Genomic DNA, 18063 nt, shown 5'->3' on the forward strand with positions numbered 1-18063 from the left:
TCCCCGGACGGTGCGCGGCGCTCGTGCGTGCGAGGACGTCCGCGACGGGCGAGGTCAGGCCCGGCCGCCGAGCGAGGCCAGGACCTCGAGCTCCTCGTCGCGCGTGAGGCCGGCGCGGCGCGGCCGGTCGAGGCCGCGGGCCCGCTCGTCCGCCAGCACGTCGCGCATGGTCGCGGCGAGGGGCCGCCGTCGGGCGCCCAGCGCACGGATCCCCGCGTCGCTCCGGGACGCGAACCCGGCCGCCTCGCGCGGCAGCCACAGCGGCAGCGAGCGCGGGCCCGCCCAGTGCCGCACGTCCGCGTCGGCCAGCTGCCCGTCGGACGCGGCGACGCGCTCGCCCGTGGATCCGGCCGCCTCCGCCGCGAGGTCCAGCACCTCCGCCAGCGGCACGCTCTCCCCCACCGCGTCGACCACCCCGTCGAGCCCGCGCACGCCGACGTCGACCACCAGGTCGGCGAGGTCGCGCGCGTCGACGACCTGCGCGCGGAGCCCCGTCGCATCGGGGACGAGCACGGGCCCGTCGCCCGCGAGCGCGAACCGCGCCGGCCAGTGGCCGAAGCGGTCGCTGTCGTCTCCCGGACCGACCACGAGCCCGGGGCGGACGATCATCCGCCGCCCGGCGAGCGCCGCGGTGACCGCCCGCTCGGCCGCGACCTTGGCCTGCCCGTACTGCGTGAGGTCCACCGGATCCACGAGCGCCGCGGTCTCGTCGTCGCCCGGCCGCTCGACGGACGCGTAGACGGAGACGGTGCTCACGAAGGTCCAGTGGCGGGCACGATCGGCGAGCGCCGCGACGGCGGAGCGCGCGTGCTCCGCGGAGGAGGTGAGGTCGACGACCTCGTCCCAGTCGGATCCCGCGACGGCGGCGTAGGCGTCTGACCGGTCGCGGTCGGCGGCCACGAAGCGCGTGCCGTCCGGCACGGATCCCCCGGTGCCGCGGGCGAGGCACGTCACCCGGTCGCCGCGGGCCGTCAGCCGCTCGGCGACGAGCCGGCCGATCCAGGCGGTGCCGCCGAGCACGAGAACGTCCCGGGGCGGCGTGCCGCCGTCCTCCGTCATCAGGAGTCGCGCGTCGGCGTGGGCTTCCCGGGCCGGACGGCGGCGCTGTCGGCCACGTCGATCCGGGTCACGCCGTGCTCCCGCTCGCTGACGTCGATGCGCGGGTCCGCGTCCGACTCCACCGCCTTCGGGGCCGTCGTCAGCTGCTCGTGCCGCTTCGCGTCGAAGTCGCGGGCCTGGTCGTCGTCCTGCTGCATGGGATGCGCCTCTCGTCCCCTCCACCGTACGCGGGCCGCGAGGCGCTCCCGGCCCGCACCGCGTCGTCCTCCGGCCGGCCTCCGCCCTCCGGTGGATCCTCAGGTCGGCCCGGCCCGCGTACCGTGGCGGCATGAGCGCACCGGAGCCGACCTCCCCCGACACTCCCCCGACGCCCCCGCCCGCCGCGGGGCCGCCCGCCGCCCCGCCGGTGGCTCCGCCCGTCGCGCCGCCGGTCGCCCCGCCCGTCGCGCCCGGCGGCCCCGCCCTCGGCGCGCCGCCCGCATCCGTCCCCGCGCTCCCGCCGCTCCCCGAGCGCCCGCCCGTCCCCTACCACCACGGCCTCCGCGACACGGGCGGCCCCTGGCGCGGCATCGTGGCGATCGTGCTCGGCGTCGTCGCGTTCCTCGTGCTGTCCCTCGTCTTCGGCGGCGCGGCCATCCTCATCGAGGTCCTCGCCGGCCGCATGGATCCGGCGGACGAGCAGTCGCTCACGACCATGACGCCGGTCCTCCTGCTGGCCACGAACCTGTCGCTGGCCGCGCTGATCCCCGTCTCGATGCTCCTGCAGCGGTGGTTGTTCGGCGTCCGGATGGGCACGCTGTCCTCCATCGCGGGCCGCTTCCGCTGGCGCTGGCTCGGCCGGGTGGCGATCGTGATGGTCCCCGTCTTCCTCCTCTACATCGGCGTGACCTTCGCGCTCGACCCCACGGGCGAGATCCGGTTCGACGGCGAGGTCGTGCTGTACCTGGCGATCGTGCTGCTCACCACGCCCCTGCAGTCGGCCGGCGAGGAGTACGGCTTCCGCGGTCTCGTGGCGCGCTCCGCCGGATCCTGGTTCCGCGACACGCGCGTCGCCCTCGTGGTCGGCACGGTCGTCTCCAGCGCGCTCTTCGCGCTCGCCCACCTCGCGGGCGACCCGTGGCTCATCGCCTACTACTTCGTCTTCGGGGTCTCGGCGACCATCTCCGCGCGGCTCACCGGCGGCCTCGAGGCGCCCGTCCTGATCCACGCGCTCAACAACACGCTGCTGTTCATCCCCACCGTGCTCCTCGGCCAAATGTCGGAGAGCTTCGACCGCAGCGCCGGCACGGGCGGGCCGTTCATGCTCCTGCCGATGGCCGTCGTGCTGGGCTCCGCGCTCCTCACCGGCTGGTGGGCCCGCCGTCACCGGGTGGCGACGACCGCGCCCCGTCCGCTCACCGCAAAGGAGGAGCGCCGGGAGCGGGAGCGGGCGTGGTGGGACGCGGAGCGTCGGCGCCAGGAGACGCTCGCCGCATGGCCCGCGCCCACCGGCCCGGGGATTCCGCCGGCTTGAGCGTGAGCTGCATCGTGACGGTGCCGAGCCAGCGCCCGAACTTCCAGCCCACGCGGCCCATGCGCCCGCTCTCGGTGAACCCGAGCGACGCGTGCAGCCGGATGCTGGCGTCGGCGCCCTGGTCGGCGATGACCGCGATCACCTCGCGCAGCCGCGCCTCGCGGCACGCGTCGAGGAGGGCCTCCAGGAGCGCCCGGCCGAGCCCCTTGCCCGTGGACGCGGCGCCGAGGTAGATCGAGTCCTCCACCGTGGTGCGCGACGACCGCCGGTTCCCCACGGGCTCCACGAGCGCGTAGCCGAGCACCTGACCGGACGGCGAGACGGCGACGAGGAAGGGCATCCCCATCCGCTCGAGCTGGCCGAAGCGGCCCCGCCAGCGGGCGAGGGTCATGCGCGTCTCGTCGAAGGTGACGGTGCTGTTCATGACGTAGTGGTTGTAGATCTCGCGGATGTCCGGGAGATCGGATGACGTGGCCCGGCGGATCTCGTAGGAGAAGACGGGCACGGGCGGTGCGGGCTTCCGGAGGTGCGCCGGCAGGCGTCGGCGGGTCTGGTATTCCTCCTCGAGCATGCCGCGATCCTACGGGGAGCGCGGGGCGCGGCGACGGATCGGGCGGGCTGCGTCAGAGGCGCCAGTCGACCGGATCCGCGCCCTGCTCCGCGAGCAGCGCGTCGGCCCGGCTGAAGGGCCGGGACCCGAAGAACCCGCGCGACGCGGACAGGGGGCTCGGGTGCACGGACGTGATGGACGGCACGGGCGCGAGCATCGGCGCGAGGGACCCCGCGTCCTTGCCCCAGAGGATCGCGACGAGCGGCCCGCCGCGCTCGGCGAGCACGCGGATGGCTCGCTCGGTCACGGCCTCCCAGCCCTTCCCGCGGTGCGAGGCGGGCGTGCCCGGTCGCACGGTGAGCACGCGGTTGAGCAGCAGGACGCCGCTCCGGGTCCAGGCGGTGAGGTCGCCGTGCTCGGGCGTCGGGATGCCGAGGTCGTCCCGGAGCTCCCGGTGGATGTTGACGAGGCTCCGCGGCACGGGCCGCACGTCCGGCTCCACCGAGAACGAGAGGCCGACCGGGTGGCCGGGCGTGGGGTACGGATCCTGCCCGACGATGAGCACGCGCACGTCGGCGAGCGGCTGCTGGAACGCGCGCAGCACGCGGTCCCCCGCGGGCAGGTAGGGGCGGCCGGCGGCGACCTCGGCGCGCAGCCACTCCCCCATCCGCGCGATGTCGTCGGCGACCGGCGCGAGGGCCTCGGCCCAGCCGGCGTCCATGAGCCCGCGCTCGACGAGCTCGGGTAGGGTCAGCGCCACGCGCGGCGGATCAGGAGGCGCCGGCGGAGCTGACGGTGACGCCGGTCTCCGAGCCGATGACCGACCAGACGCTGCCGCGCCCCTGCACGACGAGCTGGCCCTCGCCCACGATGAGCACGGTCCCCTCGTCGATGGCGACGCCGCCCTCGACGAGCCCCGCCTCGGTGGCGGCGATGAGCCGGGTGAGGGTGCCCCACTGGGCGGCGTGCACGTCGACCGCGACGTCGATGAGGCCGATGCCCTGCTCGACGGTGACCTCGTCGAGGTCCTCGCTCGCGGACTCCTGCACCACCTCGACGTCGCCGATGCGCCAGCCGCCGACGAGGGCGGTCTCGGCGGCCACGGGCCGCGCCGGCGGAGAAGCCGAGGTACGGGACGCCCGCGGTGACCTGGCGGCGGATCTCGCCGAAGACGGGCTCGAGCGCGAGGCGGTACGCGGGGGTGAGGCCGCCGCCGACGACGATGCCGTCGACGTCCTGCAGCTGCGCGACCTGGACGGATCCGCCCTCGGGCACGAGCACGGCGACGGGGTCGCAGGCGCCCGCGGCACGGAGCGCGGCGGCGTACCGGTCGAACTCCTCGGCGCCGAGGCCGTCGTGGACGAGGACCACGGCGATGCGCGCCGGCTCCAACCGGGCGGCATCGGTCGCCCTCGTCGTCGCCTCGGACAGGAACCGCGCGAGGAGGGGGGTGTCGTCATCCGACAGGCCGCCTCCGACCAGGTGCACACTCACCCCTCGACGGTACAGGGCCGGGCCGTCGACGCGGGCCGCGGACGGACGGGAAGGACGAGGTGCCGGAGATGGAAAGGGGCGGGGAAACAGGAAAGCCCGGCACCTCCGTGAGGAGCTGCCGGGCTGTCCGTTCACTGCGTCTGTGACCCCAACCGGATTCGAACCGGTGTTACCGCCGTGAGAGGGCGGTGTCCTAGGCCGCTAAACGATGGGGCCGTTTTTGCAACTCGTCGAGTATGCCACAGCGCGTGCAGCCGGACCAAATCGAGCCCCGACCGGGCCGGATCCGCCCCTCCGCGCCGCCGCCGGCGCCCCCGCAGGCCGCCGCACCGCGCCCCCGCGCGCCCGGTTTGCTCCGCCCGCCCGGACGGTGTTGGCTCCTCTCATGCGATTGACGAAGCTCGAGCACGCCGCCCTGGTCCTGGAACTCAACGGACGGAAGCTCTTCATCGACCCGGGCTCGTTCACCACCCCGATCACGGAGGCGATGAACGCGGACGCCATCGTCATCACGCACGAGCACCCCGACCACTGGACCCCCGAGCAGCTGAAGCGCATCCTCGACAAGAACGAGGGCGTGCCCATCTACGCACCCGAGGGCGTGGCCGCCGCCGCGACCGACTTCGACGTCACGGTCGTGCACGCCGGCGACGCGATCGAGGTCGGCCCCTTCGCGCTCCGCTTCTTCGGCGGCACGCACGCGGTGATCCACGAGTCGATCCCCGTGGTCGACAACCTCGGCGTGCTGGTCAACGGCACGCTCTACTACGCAGGGGACTCGTTCGCGGTCCCCGAGGGCATCGAGGTCGACCTGCTCGCGGCGCCCGCCGGCGCGCCCTGGATGAAGATCAGCGAGTCGATCGACTACGTGCTCGCGGTGAAGCCCCGCCGCGCGTTCCCGACGCACGAGATGGTGCTGTCCGCCGCCGGCAAGGCCATGTCGAACGGCCGCCTGCAGTGGGCGACGGAGCAGGGCGGCGGCGAGTTCCACGCCCTCGAGCCCGGCGATAGCATCGACCTCTAGGCCCTGTTCGGGCTCTCGACGAGCGGACGCGGGGTCAACGGCATGGACGGACTCGGCGCGGTGTCGCTCATCGTGGAGTTCCTCACGTGGATCGCGCTGGTGCCCGGCATCGCCCTGTACGTCGCCGGGCTCTCGGTGCGGGTCGTCGGCCGCCGCTGGACCCCGACGGAGGGCCTCGTCGCGGACGGGACCGCGCGCGGTGACGGCGACGCGCCTCCCTCGCGCGTCCTCCGCTGGTTCGACGGCGACGGCGACGTGCACGAGGCGACCGCCGACACCCCCGAGACCCGCGACCTCCCCGCCGGATCCGACGTGCGCGTGTGGTTCGCGCCGCGCGCCCCGTGGCGGGTCCGCACCCACGCGCCCGAGCTCGACGGCCGCGCGCTCCGCGTGACCGGGCTCGTGCTCATCGGCATCGGCGCCGTGGCGGCCGTCGCCGGGATCGTGCTGCTCTTCCTCGAGTAGCCGTCCCGCCCGGCGCCTGGGCATCCGCCCGCGTGGTCGGGACCGGTCCATGCAGCCGTATAGGGTGATGTCTCGAAGGGGAGTACTCCCGTCCGGCGGTCGTGTCGTCAGTACGGTCGGACCACTCCGACCCGTGCGACCGGTTCCGCGGACATCGTCCGCGGGGTGGAGGAGACCTTCAGTACCCCACCGGACCCCGCAGCGGGTCCGAGTACTGGAGAACCCCGAAAATGGATGTCCCCTTCTGGCTCTGGGCCGCGACCATCGGCGCCGTCCTCGGCCTGCTCGTCTTCGACTTCTTCGCGCACGTCCGCAAGGCGCATGAGCCGACCCTCAAGGAGTCCGCCACCTGGTCGGTCGTCTACATCGTCATCGCGCTCGTCTTCGGCGTCGGGATCGGCGTCTTCTCGAACTGGACCTTCGGCGGCGAGTACTTCGCCGGCTACGTGACGGAGAAGGCGCTGAGCGTCGACAACCTCTTCGTCTTCCTAATCATCATGTCGAGCTTCGCCGTGCCGCGGGCCTTCCAGCAGAAGGTGCTGCTCGTCGGCATCGCGATCGCACTGGTGATGCGCGGCCTCTTCATCGCGGCCGGCTCCGCCATCATCGACAACTTCTCCTGGGTCTTCTACATCTTCGGCGCGCTGCTGCTCGTCATGGCGTACAAGCAGATGAAGGAGACGCACGACGAGAGCGAGTCCGACTCGAAGCTCATCCGGGCCCTCCGCCGCGTCATCCCCACCTCCGAGCACTACGACGGCGACAAGCTCACGACCCGCATCGACGGCAAGCGCCTCTTCACGCCGATGTTCCTGGTGATGCTCGCCATCGGCCTCACGGACGTGCTGTTCGCGCTCGACTCCATCCCCGCGATCTTCGGCCTGACGCAGGAGGCGTACATCGTCTTCACCGCCAACGCCTTCGCGCTGCTCGGCCTCCGTCAGCTCTACTTCCTGATCTCCGGCCTCCTCGAGCGCCTCGTGTACCTCTCGCAGGGCCTCGCGGTGATCCTCGGCTTCATCGCCGTGAAGCTCGTGCTGCACGCGCTGCACGTCAACGAGGTGCCGTTCATCAACGGGGGCGAGCACGTGGAGTGGGCGCCCGAGATCCCGATCTGGTTCTCGCTCTCGTTCATCCTGCTCACCATCACCGTGGCGACCATCGCGAGCCTGGCGAAGACGAAGCGCGACGCGACCGCCGTGGAGGGCACCGACTCCGCGACGGCCGTCGCGGGCGAGAAGGCCCCCGCCGACGCGGACGACGACGCGGCGGACGGCTCCGGCCGCAGCGTCGACGCGGCCCGCGACGTGGACGCGCGCCGCTAGCTCTCCCCGGCACCACGACGACGCCCGCTCCCGGATCCGGGGGCGGGCGTCGTCGCGTGCGGGCCCGGAGCGGGGTCCGGGCGCGGGTCAGGACAGCGGGCCCTCGGGGATCATGCCCTCGGCGGTGAGCTCGGCCCACAGCTCCTCGGGCACCAGCCGCGTCGCCCGGGTGACGCCCTCGCGCACCTCGTCGGCGGAGGCCATGCCGAGCGCGACGGTCGTGACGGCCGGGTGGCGCAGCGGGAAGCGGATGGCGGCCTGCGGCAGCTCGACGTCGTAGCCCGCGCAGATCTCGGCGATGCGCCGGGCTCGCGCCAGGACCTCCTCGGACGCCGGCCCGTACTCGTAGGTGGCGTCGTCGGCGGGCGAGTCGGTCGCGGTGAGGCCGCTGTTGAAGACGCTGACCGCCACGACGCGCGTGCGCGTCTCCTCGGCGGCCGGCAGCACCTCGTGCAGGGCGGACTGGTCGAGCAGCGTGTAGCGGCCGGCGACCATGGCGACGTCGAGCGCGCCGGTGCCGATGAGCGCGGCGAGCGAGCGCGGGGTGCCGGATCCGACGCCGATGGCCCCCACGACGCCCTCGTCGCGCAGCCGCACGAGCGCGGGGACGGCCTCGCGGACCGCCTGGTCGAGGTGCTCGTCGGGGTCGTGGATCAGCAGCACGTCGACGCGGTCGAGCCCGAGCCGCGCGAGGGAGTCGTCGAGCGAGCGGCGCACCCCGTCGGCGCTGAAGTCCCAGCGGCGGACGTGGTCGCCCGGCACGTCGAAGATGTCGTCGTCGCGTCGGCCGTGCGCGTCGACCGGCTCGAGGACCCGCCCGATCTTCGTGGAGACGACGTACTCGTCCCGCGGGTGCTCCCGGAGCGCCCGCCCGAGCCGGCGCTCGGCGAGGCCGAGGCCGTAGTGCGGCGCGGTGTCGAAGTAGCGGAGTCCCGCGTCCCACGACGCCTGCACGACGCCGTGGGCCTGCTCGTCGTCCATGGAGCGGTAGAGGTTGCCGAGGGGCGCGGTGCCGAGGCCGAGCTCGGGCAGATCGATGCGGCTCATGGATCCAGCATGCTCCGACCGGGCCGCGTCGCCCGGGCCGCGACGCCCGCGCAGGGTCGGCGGCGGACGACGCGGTCGAGGTCCGCCGGTCAGCCGAGGCGGGTGCTGGTGATCCCGCCGTCGACGTCGAGCCGAGCGCCGTGCACGAACGCGGCCTCATCCGACACCAGGAAGCGCACCGCGTACGCGATGTCGACGGATCGCACCGGCACGCCCGCCACGGTGGTCGCGGTCATCGCCGCGAGCACGTCGGCGGAGTCCGCGTTGCCGGGGGTCGAGGTCGCGCCCGGCGCCACGGTGTTCACGCGCACGCCGCGCGGCCCGTACTCCGCGGCCCACGTGCGGGTCATCTGCTCGACGGCCGCCTTCGACGCGGTGTACGCCGCGCCGAAGGGCACGCCGACGCGCGACATCCAGGATCCGATGCCGACGATCGCCCCGGATCCGCGCCCGGCCATGGCGGGGGCGAGCTCCGCGACGAGCACGTGGGGCGCGCGGACGTTGATCGCGAGCACGGCGTCGAGGTCGTCATCGGGGAGCGCGGCCGTGGGCCCGACCGGGTAGACGCCGGCGTTGTTGACGAGGATGTCGACCCGGCCGCCGAGGGCGGCGGTCGCCTCGCGGGCGAAGCGGCGGACCTCCTCGGGGGCGGCGCCGAGGTCGACCGTGACGGCGTGCGCCCGGCCTCCGCTCGCGGTGATGGCGTCGACGACGGCGGCGGCGCGCTCGGCGCTGCGTCCGCTGACGACGACCTCGGCGCCGGATGCGGCGAGCACGCGGGCGATCGCCTCGCCGATGCCGCTGGTGGATCCGGTGACGACGGCCGTACGGCCGGCGAGCCGGGTGTCGGGGGTGAGGGACTGGAGGATCTCGGTGTTGGACTGCATGGTCCAATGAATAGCACGGATTGGACCGAATGGTCCAGGAAGGTAGGATCGGAGCATGGCGGAGTCGGGGATCACGGAGCGCGGCCGACGCACGCGCCAGCGGATCATCGAGGCGACGGGCGAGCAGATCCTCGCCTCGGGCATCGGCGGCACGACGCTCGACGACGTGCGCGCCGCCACCCTCACGAGCAAGAGCCAGCTCTTCCACTACTTCCCCGGCGGGAAGCTCGAGCTGGTGCGCGAGGTCGCCGCGTGGGAGGGGCAGCAGCTCCTCGAGGCGCAGGAGCCGCACATCCACGACCTGGGCTCCTGGGAGTCGTGGGAGGCCTGGCGCTCCGCGCTCGTCGACTACTACATCGGCCGCGGGCGGTGGGCGTGCCCCATCGGCTCGCTCGCCACGCAGGCCGCCGCCACCGACCCGGAGCTCGAGCGCAGCATCGCGGAGGGCATGCGGGCCTGGCGCGCCTTCCTCGCCCGCGGGGTCGAGCGGATGCGCGAGGCGGGGTTCGTGGCCGCGTCGGCGGATCCGCAGCGCACCGCCACGGTGATCCTCGCGGCCATCCAGGGCGGCCTCGTGCTCAGCCAGCCCGAGCGCTCCGCCTGGCCGCTCGAGGCCGCGCTCGACACGGCGCTCGCGCCGCTGCACGTGGCCGGCTCCCGCGCGGCCTGATCGGCCCGACGCCCGACGCCCGTCGCCCGTCGCCCGTCGCCCGTCGCACACTTTCGTGGGAGCCGGTCCACGAGCCCGGCGTACGGTCGGAGCATGGAATTCAGATACCTCGGCAACTCCGGCTTCAAGATCTCCGAGATCACCTACGGCAACTGGCTCACCCACGGATCGCAGGTCGAGAACGACACCGCGACCGCGTGCGTGAAGGCGGCGCTCGAGGCGGGGATCACCACCTTCGACACCGCGGACGTCTACGCCAACACCAAGGCGGAGACCGTGCTCGGCGAGGCGCTCAAGGACGAGCGGCGTGCCTCGATCGAGATCTTCACCAAGGTCTTCGGCCCCACCGGGCCCAAGGGGCACAACGATACGGGCCTCTCGCGGAAGCACATCATGGACTCGGTCGACGCGTCGCTCACGCGCCTGCAGACCGACTACATCGACCTCTACCAGGCGCACCGGTTCGACTACGAGACCCCGCTCGAGGAGACCATGCAGGCGTTCGCCGACGTCGTCCGCCAGGGCAAGGCCCTCTACATCGGCGTGAGCGAGTGGACGAGCGACCAGCTGCGCGCCGGTCACGCGCTCGCGACCGACCTCGGCTTCCAGCTGATCTCGAACCAGCCGCAGTACTCCGCCCTCTGGCGCGTCATCGAGGAGGAGGTCGTGCCGACCTCCCAGGAGCTCGGCATCTCGCAGATCGTCTGGTCGCCCATCGCCCAGGGCGTGCTCACGGGCAAGTACAAGCCCGGCCAGGAGCTGCCGTCCGGCTCGCGCGCGACCGACGACAAGGGCGGCGCGAACATGATCAAGCGCTTCATGAACGACGACACCCTCTCCCGCGTGCAGGAGCTGCAGCCCGTGGCCGACGAGCTGGACCTGTCGCTCGCGCAGCTGGCCGTCGCGTGGGTGCTGCAGAACGAGAACGTGGCGTCCGCCATCATCGGCGCCTCCCGTCCCGAGCAGGTCCACGAGAACGTGAAGGCGTCCGGCGTGACGATCCCCGCGGAGCTGCTGACCCGCATCGACGACGCCCTCGGCGACATCGTCGAGAAGGACCCGCGGAAGACCGACGAGAGCTCGCCGAAGACCCGCGAGGCCTGATCCGCGATCCCTCCCGCACGACCCGCGGCCCCGCTCGAGATCCTCGGGCGGGGCCGCTCGTGCACCTCCCGGTCACCGCGCGGACAGCGCGCGCCCGGGGTCGCCCCGCGCATGCGGCGTAGGGTCGGGACATGGAATTCCGCTACCTAGGCAACTCAGGCTTCAAGATCTCCGAGATCACGTACGGCAACTGGCTGACCCACGGGTCGCAGGTCGAGAACGACACGGCGACCGCGTGCGTGAAGGCGGCCCTCGAGGCCGGCATCACCACGTTCGACACCGCGGACGGCTATGCGAACACCGTCGCCGAGAAGGTCCTCGGCGACGCGCTGAAGAGCGAGGACCGCGACGGCCTCGAGATCTTCACGAAGGTCTACTTCCCCACCGGCGCCAAGGGCCACAACGACACCGGCCTCTCGCGCAAGCACATCATGGCGTCCATCGACGGCTCGCTCGGCCGCCTCCAGACCGACCACGTCGACCTGTACCAGGCGCACCGCTACGACTACGAGACCCCGCTCGAGGAGACGATGCAGGCCTTCGCCGACGTCGTCCGCCAGGGCAAGGCGCTGTACATCGGCGTCAGCGAGTGGACCCCCGCGCAGCTCCGCGAGGCGCACGCCCTCTCGCGCGAGCTCGGCTTCCAGCTGATCTCGAACCAGCCGCAGTACTCGGCCCTCTGGCGCGTCATCGAGGAGGAGATCGTCCCGACCTCCGCCGAGCTCGGCATCTCCCAGATCGTCTGGTCCCCCATCGCCCAGGGCGTCCTCACTGGCAAGTACAAGCCCGGCCAGGACCTCCCCCAGGGCTCGCGCGCCACGGATGACAAGGGCGGCGCCGACATGATCAAGCGCTACATGAACGACGACGTCCTGTCGCGCGTGCAGGAGCTGCAGCCTGTCGCCGACGAGCTGGACCTGTCGCTCGCCCAGCTCGCCGTCGCCTGGGTCCTCCAGAACGACAACGTCGCGTCCGCCATCATCGGTGCCTCGCGTCCCGAGCAGGTCCACGAGAACGTGAAGGCCTCGGGCGTCACGATCCCCGCGGAGCTCCTCACCCGCATCGACGACGCCCTCGGCGACGTCGTGGAGAAGGACCCGTCGAAGACCAGCGAGAGCTCGCCCACGACGCGCCTATCCTGATCCGCACGCGCTGAACGCGCCGACGGCCCCGCCCGAGCAGACGCTCGGGCGGGGCCGTCGTCATGTCCGCGGGAAGAGGGCGAGCAGGAAAAGGAAAAGGCCCGGAGAACCGGGCCTGTCATTTCCTGCGTATTCAGTGCTGGGGTACCTGGACTCGAACCAAGAACAAAAGAATCAGAATCTTCCGTGTTGCCAATTACACCATACCCCAAGGCCCCGATGCGCGATCGGGCCTCGTCGAGTGTAGCCCATCAGCCGGATCCGCGCCAAACCGGCGCCCGCCCGACGGACCCACGACGCGTCAGATCACGGGCAGCAGGTCCCAGTTGATCGCGCTGGCCGCGCGCGCGCCGAAGCCGGCCGCGATGATCAGCTGCTGCGGGCCCGGCTGCGAGCTGTCGCCCGCCGCGTAGACGCCCGCGTGCGACGTGCGGCCCTCCGCGTCGACGGCGATGTGGCCGTCGTCGTCGGTGTCGAGGTCGAGACCCGCGAGGAAGTCGAGCGCGGTCGAGTAGCGCGGGCGCACGAAGCCGCCCGTGCGCGGGACGACGGAGCCGTCCTGCATCCGGATGCCCGTGACGGCCGCGCGCTCGCCCTCGATGTCGGCGACGGGCCGCCGGTCGACGCGGATGCCGAGGGACGCGAGTCCGCGCTCCCCCGCCTCGTCGATGCGGGCGACGCCGTTGGTGAAGACGATGATGTCGCGCGACCACTGCGAGAGCAGCAGCGCGCGCTCCACGAGATCGTCGGTCTCGCCGATGAGGGCGAGCGGCTCGTCGCGCTTCTCGTAGCCGTCGCACTCCATGCAGCTGTGCACGGCGGTGCCGTAGTACGCGCGGATGCTCGGCAGGTCGGGCAGCGTCTCCACGAGGCCCGTGGCGATGAGGATCCGGCGCGCATGCACCTCGCGGTCGGGCGCGCGGCGCACGCCCTTCGCGCGGACCGTGAAGCCGCCCTCGGCGGGCTCCGCCGACTGCACGACGGCGAGCTGGAACTCGCCCTCGTCGTAGGACTCCACCTCGGCCTGACCGAGCTTGCGGAGCTCGAGCGGGGAGATCCCGTCGCGGGTGACGAAGCCGTGCGACATGAGCGTCGCGGCGTTCCGCGGGCGGCTGCTGTCGAGCACGAGGGTGCGGCGCCGGGCACGCACGAGGTTCAGGGCGGCGGAGAGGCCCGCGGGTCCCGCGCCGATGACGACGACGTCGTAGGAGTCGCCGGTCGCGGTGGAGCCGGCACCGGTCGCGGCGGCACCGGTCGCCCCGGCACCCGCGGCGTCAGGCACCGAGCATCCCCGCGAGGCGATCGAGGCGCGCGATGGTCTCGTCCTTGCCGAGCAGCACCATCGACTCGAACAGCGGCGGGGAGATCCGACGTCCGGAGACGGCGACCCGGAGCGGCCCGTACGCGAGGCGCGGCTTCATGCCCATGCCGGTGATCAGGGTGTTCTGCAGCACCTCCTGCACCAGGTCGATGTCCCACTGCGTGTGCGGCACGCCGTCGAGCGCGCCGCGCGACGCCGCGAGCACCTCGGGGGCATCCTCCTTGAGGGCCTGGACCGCGGCGTCGTCGTAGGGCAGCTCGTCGGCCGTGGTGAAGAGGAACGACAGGAGGTCCGGCGCCTCGCCGAGCAGCTGCATGCGCTCCTGCACGAGCGGGGCGGCGGCGGCGAGCATCCGTCGCTCCTCGTGCGTGGGCTCCGCGCCGATGACGCCGGCGGCCTGCAGGTACGGGACGAGCCGGCCCGCGAAGTCGTCGAGCGCGAGCAGGCGGATGTGGTCGCCGTTGAGCGACTCCGCCTTCTTGAGGTCGAAGCGGGCAGGCGCGGGCGTGACGTCGGCCACGTCGAACGCGGTGATCATCTCCATCCGCGAGAACACGTCGCGGTCGTGCGTGAGCGACCAGCCGAGGAGCGCCAGGTAGTTGATGAGGCCCTCGGGGATGAAGCCGCGGTCGCGGTGGTGGAACAGGTTCGACTCGGGGTCGCGCTTGGACAGCTTCTTGTTGCCCTCCCCCATCACGTAGGGCAGGTGGCCGAAGCGCGGGATGGCGTCGGCCACGCCGATGTCGATGAGCGCGTGGTACAGCGCGATCTGGCGGGGCGTGGACGAGAGCAGGTCCTCGCCGCGGAGCACGTGCGTGATCCCCATGAGCGCGTCGTCCACGGGGTTCACGAGCGTGTAGAGGGGCGCGCCGTTGGGCCGCACGAGCACGAAGTCGGGGAAGGACCCGGCCGGGAACGTGACCGTGCCGCGCACGAGGTCGTCGAAGGAGAGGTCGGTGTCCGGCACACGGAGGCGGAGGGCGGGCGAGCGGCCCTCGTCGCGGAACGCCTGGCGCTCCTCCTCGGTGAGGTCGCGCTCGAAGTTGTCGTAGCCCATCTTCGGGTCGCGGCCGGCGGCGCGGTTGCGCGCCTCGATCTCCTCCGCGGTCGCGTAGCTCTCGTAGAGGTGACCGGATGCCGTGAGCTTCTCGATCACGTCGAGGTAGAGGTCGGTGCGCTGGGACTGGCGGTACGGCGCGTGCGGTCCGCCGACGCCCTCGCCCTCGTCCCAGTCGATCTCGAGCCAGCGGAGCGCCTCGATCAGCTGCTCGTAGCTCTCCTCGCTGTCGCGAGCGGCGTCCGTGTCCTCGACGCGGAAGACGAGCTTCCCGCCCGTGTGGCGCGCATACGCCCAGTTGAACAGGGCCGTGCGGATGAGCCCCACGTGCGGCGTCCCGGTCGGGGACGGGCAGAACCGGACGCGGACGTCGGTCCCGATAGCGGTGGTCACGGGGTGCGCGGTTGTCTCAGTCATCCTGCATCCGATCCTAGGGCTCGGGCTGCCGCTCCCCCGCGGCGGGCGCCGCCTCGTCCGCGCAGTACGGCTCGAGGAGGTCCCACCGGTCGTACTGGTCGCCGGGCGGCACGCCGCACTCGAGGAGGACGGCGCCGGCCGCGCGCGTCGGATCCGTGCCGGCGAGCGTCCCGGCGGACCGGAAGGCGCCGTCGCAGCCCGTGACGGTGAAGCGCGCACCCTGCGACGTGCCCAGGTACCCGATGACGTACCGCGCCTCGCGGTCGAGGACCGGCTCGAACGACGTGATCTGCAGCGGACGCCCGAAGCGCGGACCGACGAGGTCGCGGTCCCGCAGGTCGTCCCGGAGCGCCTCGGACCAGGAGTCCGTCGGCGTCAGCGGATCCGGCGGGGTCCGGGTCCCCTCGCCGCTCGCGTCCACGACGAGGTCGAGCGCCGGGACGAGCACGGTGTCGGTGCGCGTCACCGCCTGGGGCGTGGATCCGAGTCCCACCTGCTCCCCCGCGCTCGGGACGCGCACCTGCATCACGCGCACGGCGAGCAGCTCGTCGGCGGGCCCGGCGACCGGCTCCGCCCAGTCGATCGCGAGGTCGGTCGGCACGCAGCCGTCGGGCAGGTCGAGCGGGGGCGGCGCGTCCACGGTCGGCGTGGCCGTGGGCGAGCCGTCGGCCGAATCGGGGGTCGACGTGGCGAGCCCGTAGTCGGACACGTCGTAGACGCAGCCGGAGAGGAGCGCGACCGCCGCGGCCGCCAGCGCGACGCGCGCCGGACGGCCGAGGCGGGCCACGGTCAGGCGCGGGCGCGCGCGGGGTTCGAGAGCGTGCCGATCCCCTCGATCGACACCTCGACGACCTGCCCGTCGGTGAAGGGACCGACGCCCGCGGGCGTGCCCGTGAGGATCACGTCGCCGGGCAGCAGGGTCCAGACGCGCGAGGCGAACGCGATGAGCTCGGGCACGCTGTGCACCATCTCGCTCGTGCGCCCGGACTGGCGGAGCTCGCCGTCGACGCGCGTCTCGATGAGCGCGTCCTCGAACGAGCCCTCGGTCTCGATCACGGGGCCGAGCGGGCAGAAGGTGTCGTAGCCCTTGGCGCGGGCCCACTGGCTCTCGGAGTGCTGGATGTCCCGGGCCGTCACGTCGTTGCCGATGGTGAAGCCGAAGATCGACCGGTGCGCGTCCTCGACCGACACGTCGCGCGTGATCCGCCCGATGACCACCGCGAGCTCGCCCTCGTGCTCGACCTGCCGGCTGTCGGCGGGGAGGCGGATCGCGTCGTCGGGCCCCACGACCGAGGTGTTGGGCTTCAGGAAGATGAGCGGCGTGGTGGGCGCCTCGCTGCCGTGCTCCGCAGCGTGCGCGCGGTAGTTGCGGCCGACGGCCACGACCTTGGAGCGCGGGATCACGGGCGCGAGCAGCCGCGCGTCGGCGAGCGGCACGCGCTCCCCCGTGGTCTGGTACCCGCTGAACATGGGATCCCCGGAGAGGACGACGAGGTGGTCCTCCTCCTCGTCGAGGATGCCGAAGCGGGGGTCGGAGCCGGTGCTGAATCGCGCGATCTTCACGCTCTCGACCCTAGCCGTGCGGCGGCGTCGGCAGCCCCGGTCCGGCCGTGGCGATCCGGAGGAGCGCATCCGCGACGACGTCGCCCGTCCCCCGGTCGACCCCGTACCCGGAGAGGTCGTTCGTCGCCGTCGCCGGCCCCCACGCCGCCCGCAGCAGCGCGAGGCCCGCGTCCGTGAGCGTCACGGGGTTCCGGCGACCCCGCCCGCGCTCGGCCGATCGGGACACCAGCCCCCGCGCCTCGAGCCCGGCCAGCAGCGGATCCATGCTCTGCGGGCGGACGGCCACCTCGCGGGCGAGCGCCGCCTGCGTGATCGACGGCCGCACCGCCAGGTGGACGAGCACGCCGAACTGCACGGGCGTGAGGTCGTGTTTCGCGAGGACCTCGGTGAGCCTCCGCTCGAGCTGCCGGGCCGCGCGCACGGCGCTCCAGGTGATGACGCTCCCGAGGTCGGCCTCGGTGAACTCGTGCGGCGACGTCATGCGGCCAGCCTAGATGGTAGCGTCGTCAGTATCAGGCATCTGATACTGACGACGGAGGCAGCATGGACGGGTCGAGGATCCTCGTGACCGGGGCGACGGGCGGGGTGGCGGGCCGCGTGGTCGCGCTGCTCGCCGAACGGGGCGAGCCGGTCCGGGCGCTCTGCCGCCGCCCTGACCAGGTGGAGGCGTTCCGGGCGCGCGGCATCGACGCGGTCCTCGGCGACCTGGGCCGGCCGGAGACGCTCGGCGACGCCCTGGAGGGCTGCGACCGCATGTTCCTCCTCACGCCCGTGACGCCCCGGCAGGCGGAGCTCGGCCGGAACGCGGTCGAGGCGGCCGAGGCAGCGGGCATCCGACAGGTGGTGCACCTCTCCGGCGGCGACGCGACCCTCGACTCGCGGCTGCCGTGGGCGCGGGCGTGCGCGGAGACGGACGCGCTCCTCCGCGCGTCGACGCTCGGGTGGACGCTGCTCCGGCCGTCCGCGTTCATGCAGAACGTCCTGCAGTCCGCGCCCGCCATCCGCCGGGGCCTCTACCCGCAGACGACCGGGACGAGCGCGATCGGCTGGATCGACGCGGCCGACATCGCGCGCGTCGCCGCGCAGGTGCTCGTGGAGGACGGGCACGTCGGCCGGGATCACGTGCTGACGGGGCCGGAGGCGCTCACCTCGCGGCAGATCGCGGAGCAGCTGTCCACGGCGCTCGGGCGGCGGATCCGCTACGTGCATCTCCCCGGGCCGGTGTTCGGCCTGGCCCTGCGTGCGGGAGGCGCGGACGCGTGGCTCGCGCGCGGGCTGGTGCGGCAGTACGCCGAGGTGGTGCGCGAGGGCCTCGACGACGTGCAGGCGATGTCCGACGCCGTGACGCGGATCACGGGCACGCCGCCGCGGTCGTTCCTCGACTTCGCGCGCGCGCATGCAGCCGCATTCGGCCGCGCCTGACCC

The 18063-nt window shown here is 73.1% G+C and carries 20 protein-coding genes and 2 tRNA genes; 8 read left to right on the forward strand and 14 right to left on the reverse strand.

Features of this window, described 5'->3' with window-relative positions:
- Positions 1 to 54: 54 nt before the first annotated feature.
- Together QFZ62_RS05020 and QFZ62_RS05025 are read right to left on the reverse strand one after the other, a co-directional pair.
- A complete protein-coding gene (locus QFZ62_RS05020) occupies positions 55 to 1059 on the reverse strand; it encodes an NAD-dependent epimerase/dehydratase family protein (RefSeq protein ID WP_307502489.1) in 1005 nt (334 codons plus the stop codon).
- Positions 1059 to 1256, reverse strand: coding sequence for a hypothetical protein (locus tag QFZ62_RS05025; RefSeq protein WP_307502492.1), 198 nt, complete (start codon positions 1254 to 1256; stop codon positions 1059 to 1061). The genes QFZ62_RS05020 and QFZ62_RS05025 overlap by 1 nt, the downstream gene beginning before the upstream one ends.
- Before the next feature lie 131 nt (positions 1257 to 1387).
- On the opposite strand from QFZ62_RS05025, the gene QFZ62_RS05030 reads away from it, so the two are divergent.
- A complete protein-coding gene (locus tag QFZ62_RS05030) occupies positions 1388 to 2572 on the forward strand; it encodes a CPBP family intramembrane glutamic endopeptidase (protein WP_307502495.1) in 1185 nt (394 codons plus the stop codon).
- On the opposite strand, the gene QFZ62_RS05035 is transcribed toward QFZ62_RS05030, so the two are convergent.
- From QFZ62_RS05035 to QFZ62_RS05050, 4 genes are all read right to left on the reverse strand, one after another.
- Positions 2454 to 3143, reverse strand: coding sequence for a GNAT family N-acetyltransferase (locus tag QFZ62_RS05035; RefSeq protein WP_307502498.1), 690 nt, complete (start codon positions 3141 to 3143; stop codon positions 2454 to 2456). The two genes, QFZ62_RS05030 and QFZ62_RS05035, sit on opposite strands and share 119 nt — an antisense overlap.
- 52 nt (positions 3144 to 3195) lie before the next feature.
- Positions 3196 to 3882, reverse strand: a complete 687-nt coding sequence (locus QFZ62_RS05040) for a uracil-DNA glycosylase (protein WP_307502500.1) — start codon at positions 3880 to 3882, stop codon at positions 3196 to 3198.
- 10 nt (positions 3883 to 3892) lie between these two features.
- On the reverse strand, positions 3893 to 4225 hold the full coding sequence (locus tag QFZ62_RS05045) for a hypothetical protein (RefSeq protein ID WP_307502503.1): 333 nt from the start codon (positions 4223 to 4225) through the stop codon (positions 3893 to 3895).
- A gap of 534 nt (positions 4226 to 4759) precedes the next feature.
- Positions 4760 to 4832, reverse strand: a tRNA-Glu gene (locus QFZ62_RS05050).
- Positions 4833 to 5001: 169 nt separating this feature from the next.
- Between QFZ62_RS05050 and QFZ62_RS05055 the strand changes: the two genes are divergently transcribed.
- From QFZ62_RS05055 to QFZ62_RS05065, 3 genes are all read left to right on the forward strand, one after another.
- Positions 5002 to 5640, forward strand: a complete 639-nt coding sequence (locus QFZ62_RS05055; RefSeq protein ID WP_307502505.1) for an MBL fold metallo-hydrolase — start codon at positions 5002 to 5004, stop codon at positions 5638 to 5640.
- A 42-nt stretch (positions 5641 to 5682) separates the two neighbouring features.
- Positions 5683 to 6105 (forward strand): DUF3592 domain-containing protein, encoded by a 423-nt coding sequence (locus QFZ62_RS05060; RefSeq protein WP_307502508.1) that lies wholly within the window; start codon positions 5683 to 5685, stop codon positions 6103 to 6105.
- A 230-nt stretch (positions 6106 to 6335) separates the two neighbouring features.
- The gene (locus tag QFZ62_RS05065) at positions 6336 to 7430 is read left to right on the forward strand and encodes a TerC family protein (protein ID WP_307502511.1); all 1095 of its coding nucleotides are present in this window, start codon (positions 6336 to 6338) and stop codon (positions 7428 to 7430) included.
- Between the two features lie 87 nt (positions 7431 to 7517).
- Here the strand turns inward: QFZ62_RS05065 and QFZ62_RS05070 are convergent, their stop codons facing one another.
- Positions 7518 to 8477: an aldo/keto reductase gene (locus QFZ62_RS05070; RefSeq protein ID WP_307502514.1), complete on the reverse strand. Its 960-nt coding sequence runs from the start codon at positions 8475 to 8477 to the stop codon at positions 7518 to 7520.
- A gap of 89 nt (positions 8478 to 8566) precedes the next feature.
- Positions 8567 to 9364 (reverse strand): SDR family NAD(P)-dependent oxidoreductase, encoded by a 798-nt coding sequence (locus QFZ62_RS05075; RefSeq protein ID WP_307502517.1) that lies wholly within the window; start codon positions 9362 to 9364, stop codon positions 8567 to 8569.
- A gap of 55 nt (positions 9365 to 9419) precedes the next feature.
- Here QFZ62_RS05075 and QFZ62_RS05080 point away from each other — a divergent pair, with 55 nt between their 5' ends.
- The 3 genes from QFZ62_RS05080 (at position 9420) to QFZ62_RS05090 (ending at position 12280) form a co-directional block, all read left to right on the forward strand.
- Entirely contained in the window at positions 9420 to 10034 is a 615-nt protein-coding gene (locus QFZ62_RS05080) for a TetR/AcrR family transcriptional regulator (RefSeq protein ID WP_307502520.1), read from the forward strand.
- A gap of 93 nt (positions 10035 to 10127) precedes the next feature.
- Entirely contained in the window at positions 10128 to 11138 is a 1011-nt protein-coding gene (locus tag QFZ62_RS05085) for an aldo/keto reductase family protein (protein ID WP_307502522.1), read from the forward strand.
- 131 nt (positions 11139 to 11269) lie between these two features.
- The gene (locus QFZ62_RS05090) at positions 11270 to 12280 is read left to right on the forward strand and encodes an aldo/keto reductase family protein (protein ID WP_307502525.1); all 1011 of its coding nucleotides are present in this window, start codon (positions 11270 to 11272) and stop codon (positions 12278 to 12280) included.
- Positions 12281 to 12419: 139 nt separating this feature from the next.
- Here the strand turns inward: QFZ62_RS05090 and QFZ62_RS05095 are convergent.
- The 6 genes from QFZ62_RS05095 to QFZ62_RS05120 all read right to left on the reverse strand — a co-directional run bounded on the left by QFZ62_RS05095 (position 12420) and on the right by QFZ62_RS05120 (position 17119).
- Positions 12420 to 12491: transfer RNA gene (locus QFZ62_RS05095), tRNA-Gln, on the reverse strand.
- Between the two features lie 90 nt (positions 12492 to 12581).
- Entirely contained in the window at positions 12582 to 13562 is a 981-nt protein-coding gene (locus QFZ62_RS05100) for an NAD(P)/FAD-dependent oxidoreductase (protein ID WP_307502526.1), read from the reverse strand.
- A complete protein-coding gene (gltX, locus tag QFZ62_RS05105) occupies positions 13555 to 15075 on the reverse strand; it encodes a glutamate--tRNA ligase (RefSeq protein ID WP_307502528.1) in 1521 nt (506 codons plus the stop codon). Before gltX ends, QFZ62_RS05100 begins: the two co-directional genes overlap by 8 nt.
- A 13-nt stretch (positions 15076 to 15088) precedes the next feature.
- Positions 15089 to 15862, reverse strand: a complete 774-nt coding sequence (locus QFZ62_RS05110; protein ID WP_307502530.1) for a hypothetical protein — start codon at positions 15860 to 15862, stop codon at positions 15089 to 15091.
- 2 nt (positions 15863 to 15864) lie between these two features.
- On the reverse strand, positions 15865 to 16638 hold the full coding sequence (locus tag QFZ62_RS05115; protein ID WP_307502532.1) for a fumarylacetoacetate hydrolase family protein: 774 nt from the start codon (positions 16636 to 16638) through the stop codon (positions 15865 to 15867).
- A gap of 10 nt (positions 16639 to 16648) precedes the next feature.
- Positions 16649 to 17119: a MarR family winged helix-turn-helix transcriptional regulator gene (locus QFZ62_RS05120; protein ID WP_307502535.1), complete on the reverse strand. Its 471-nt coding sequence runs from the start codon at positions 17117 to 17119 to the stop codon at positions 16649 to 16651.
- Positions 17120 to 17202: 83 nt separating this feature from the next.
- Between QFZ62_RS05120 and QFZ62_RS05125 the strand changes: the two genes are divergently transcribed.
- Positions 17203 to 18060 (forward strand): SDR family oxidoreductase, encoded by an 858-nt coding sequence (locus QFZ62_RS05125; protein WP_307502537.1) that lies wholly within the window; start codon positions 17203 to 17205, stop codon positions 18058 to 18060.
- Positions 18061 to 18063 lie beyond the last annotated feature (3 nt).

Source organism: Clavibacter sp. B3I6, from assembly GCF_030816895.1.
In the GTDB taxonomy this organism is placed as follows: Bacteria; Actinomycetota; Actinomycetes; order Actinomycetales; family Microbacteriaceae; genus Clavibacter.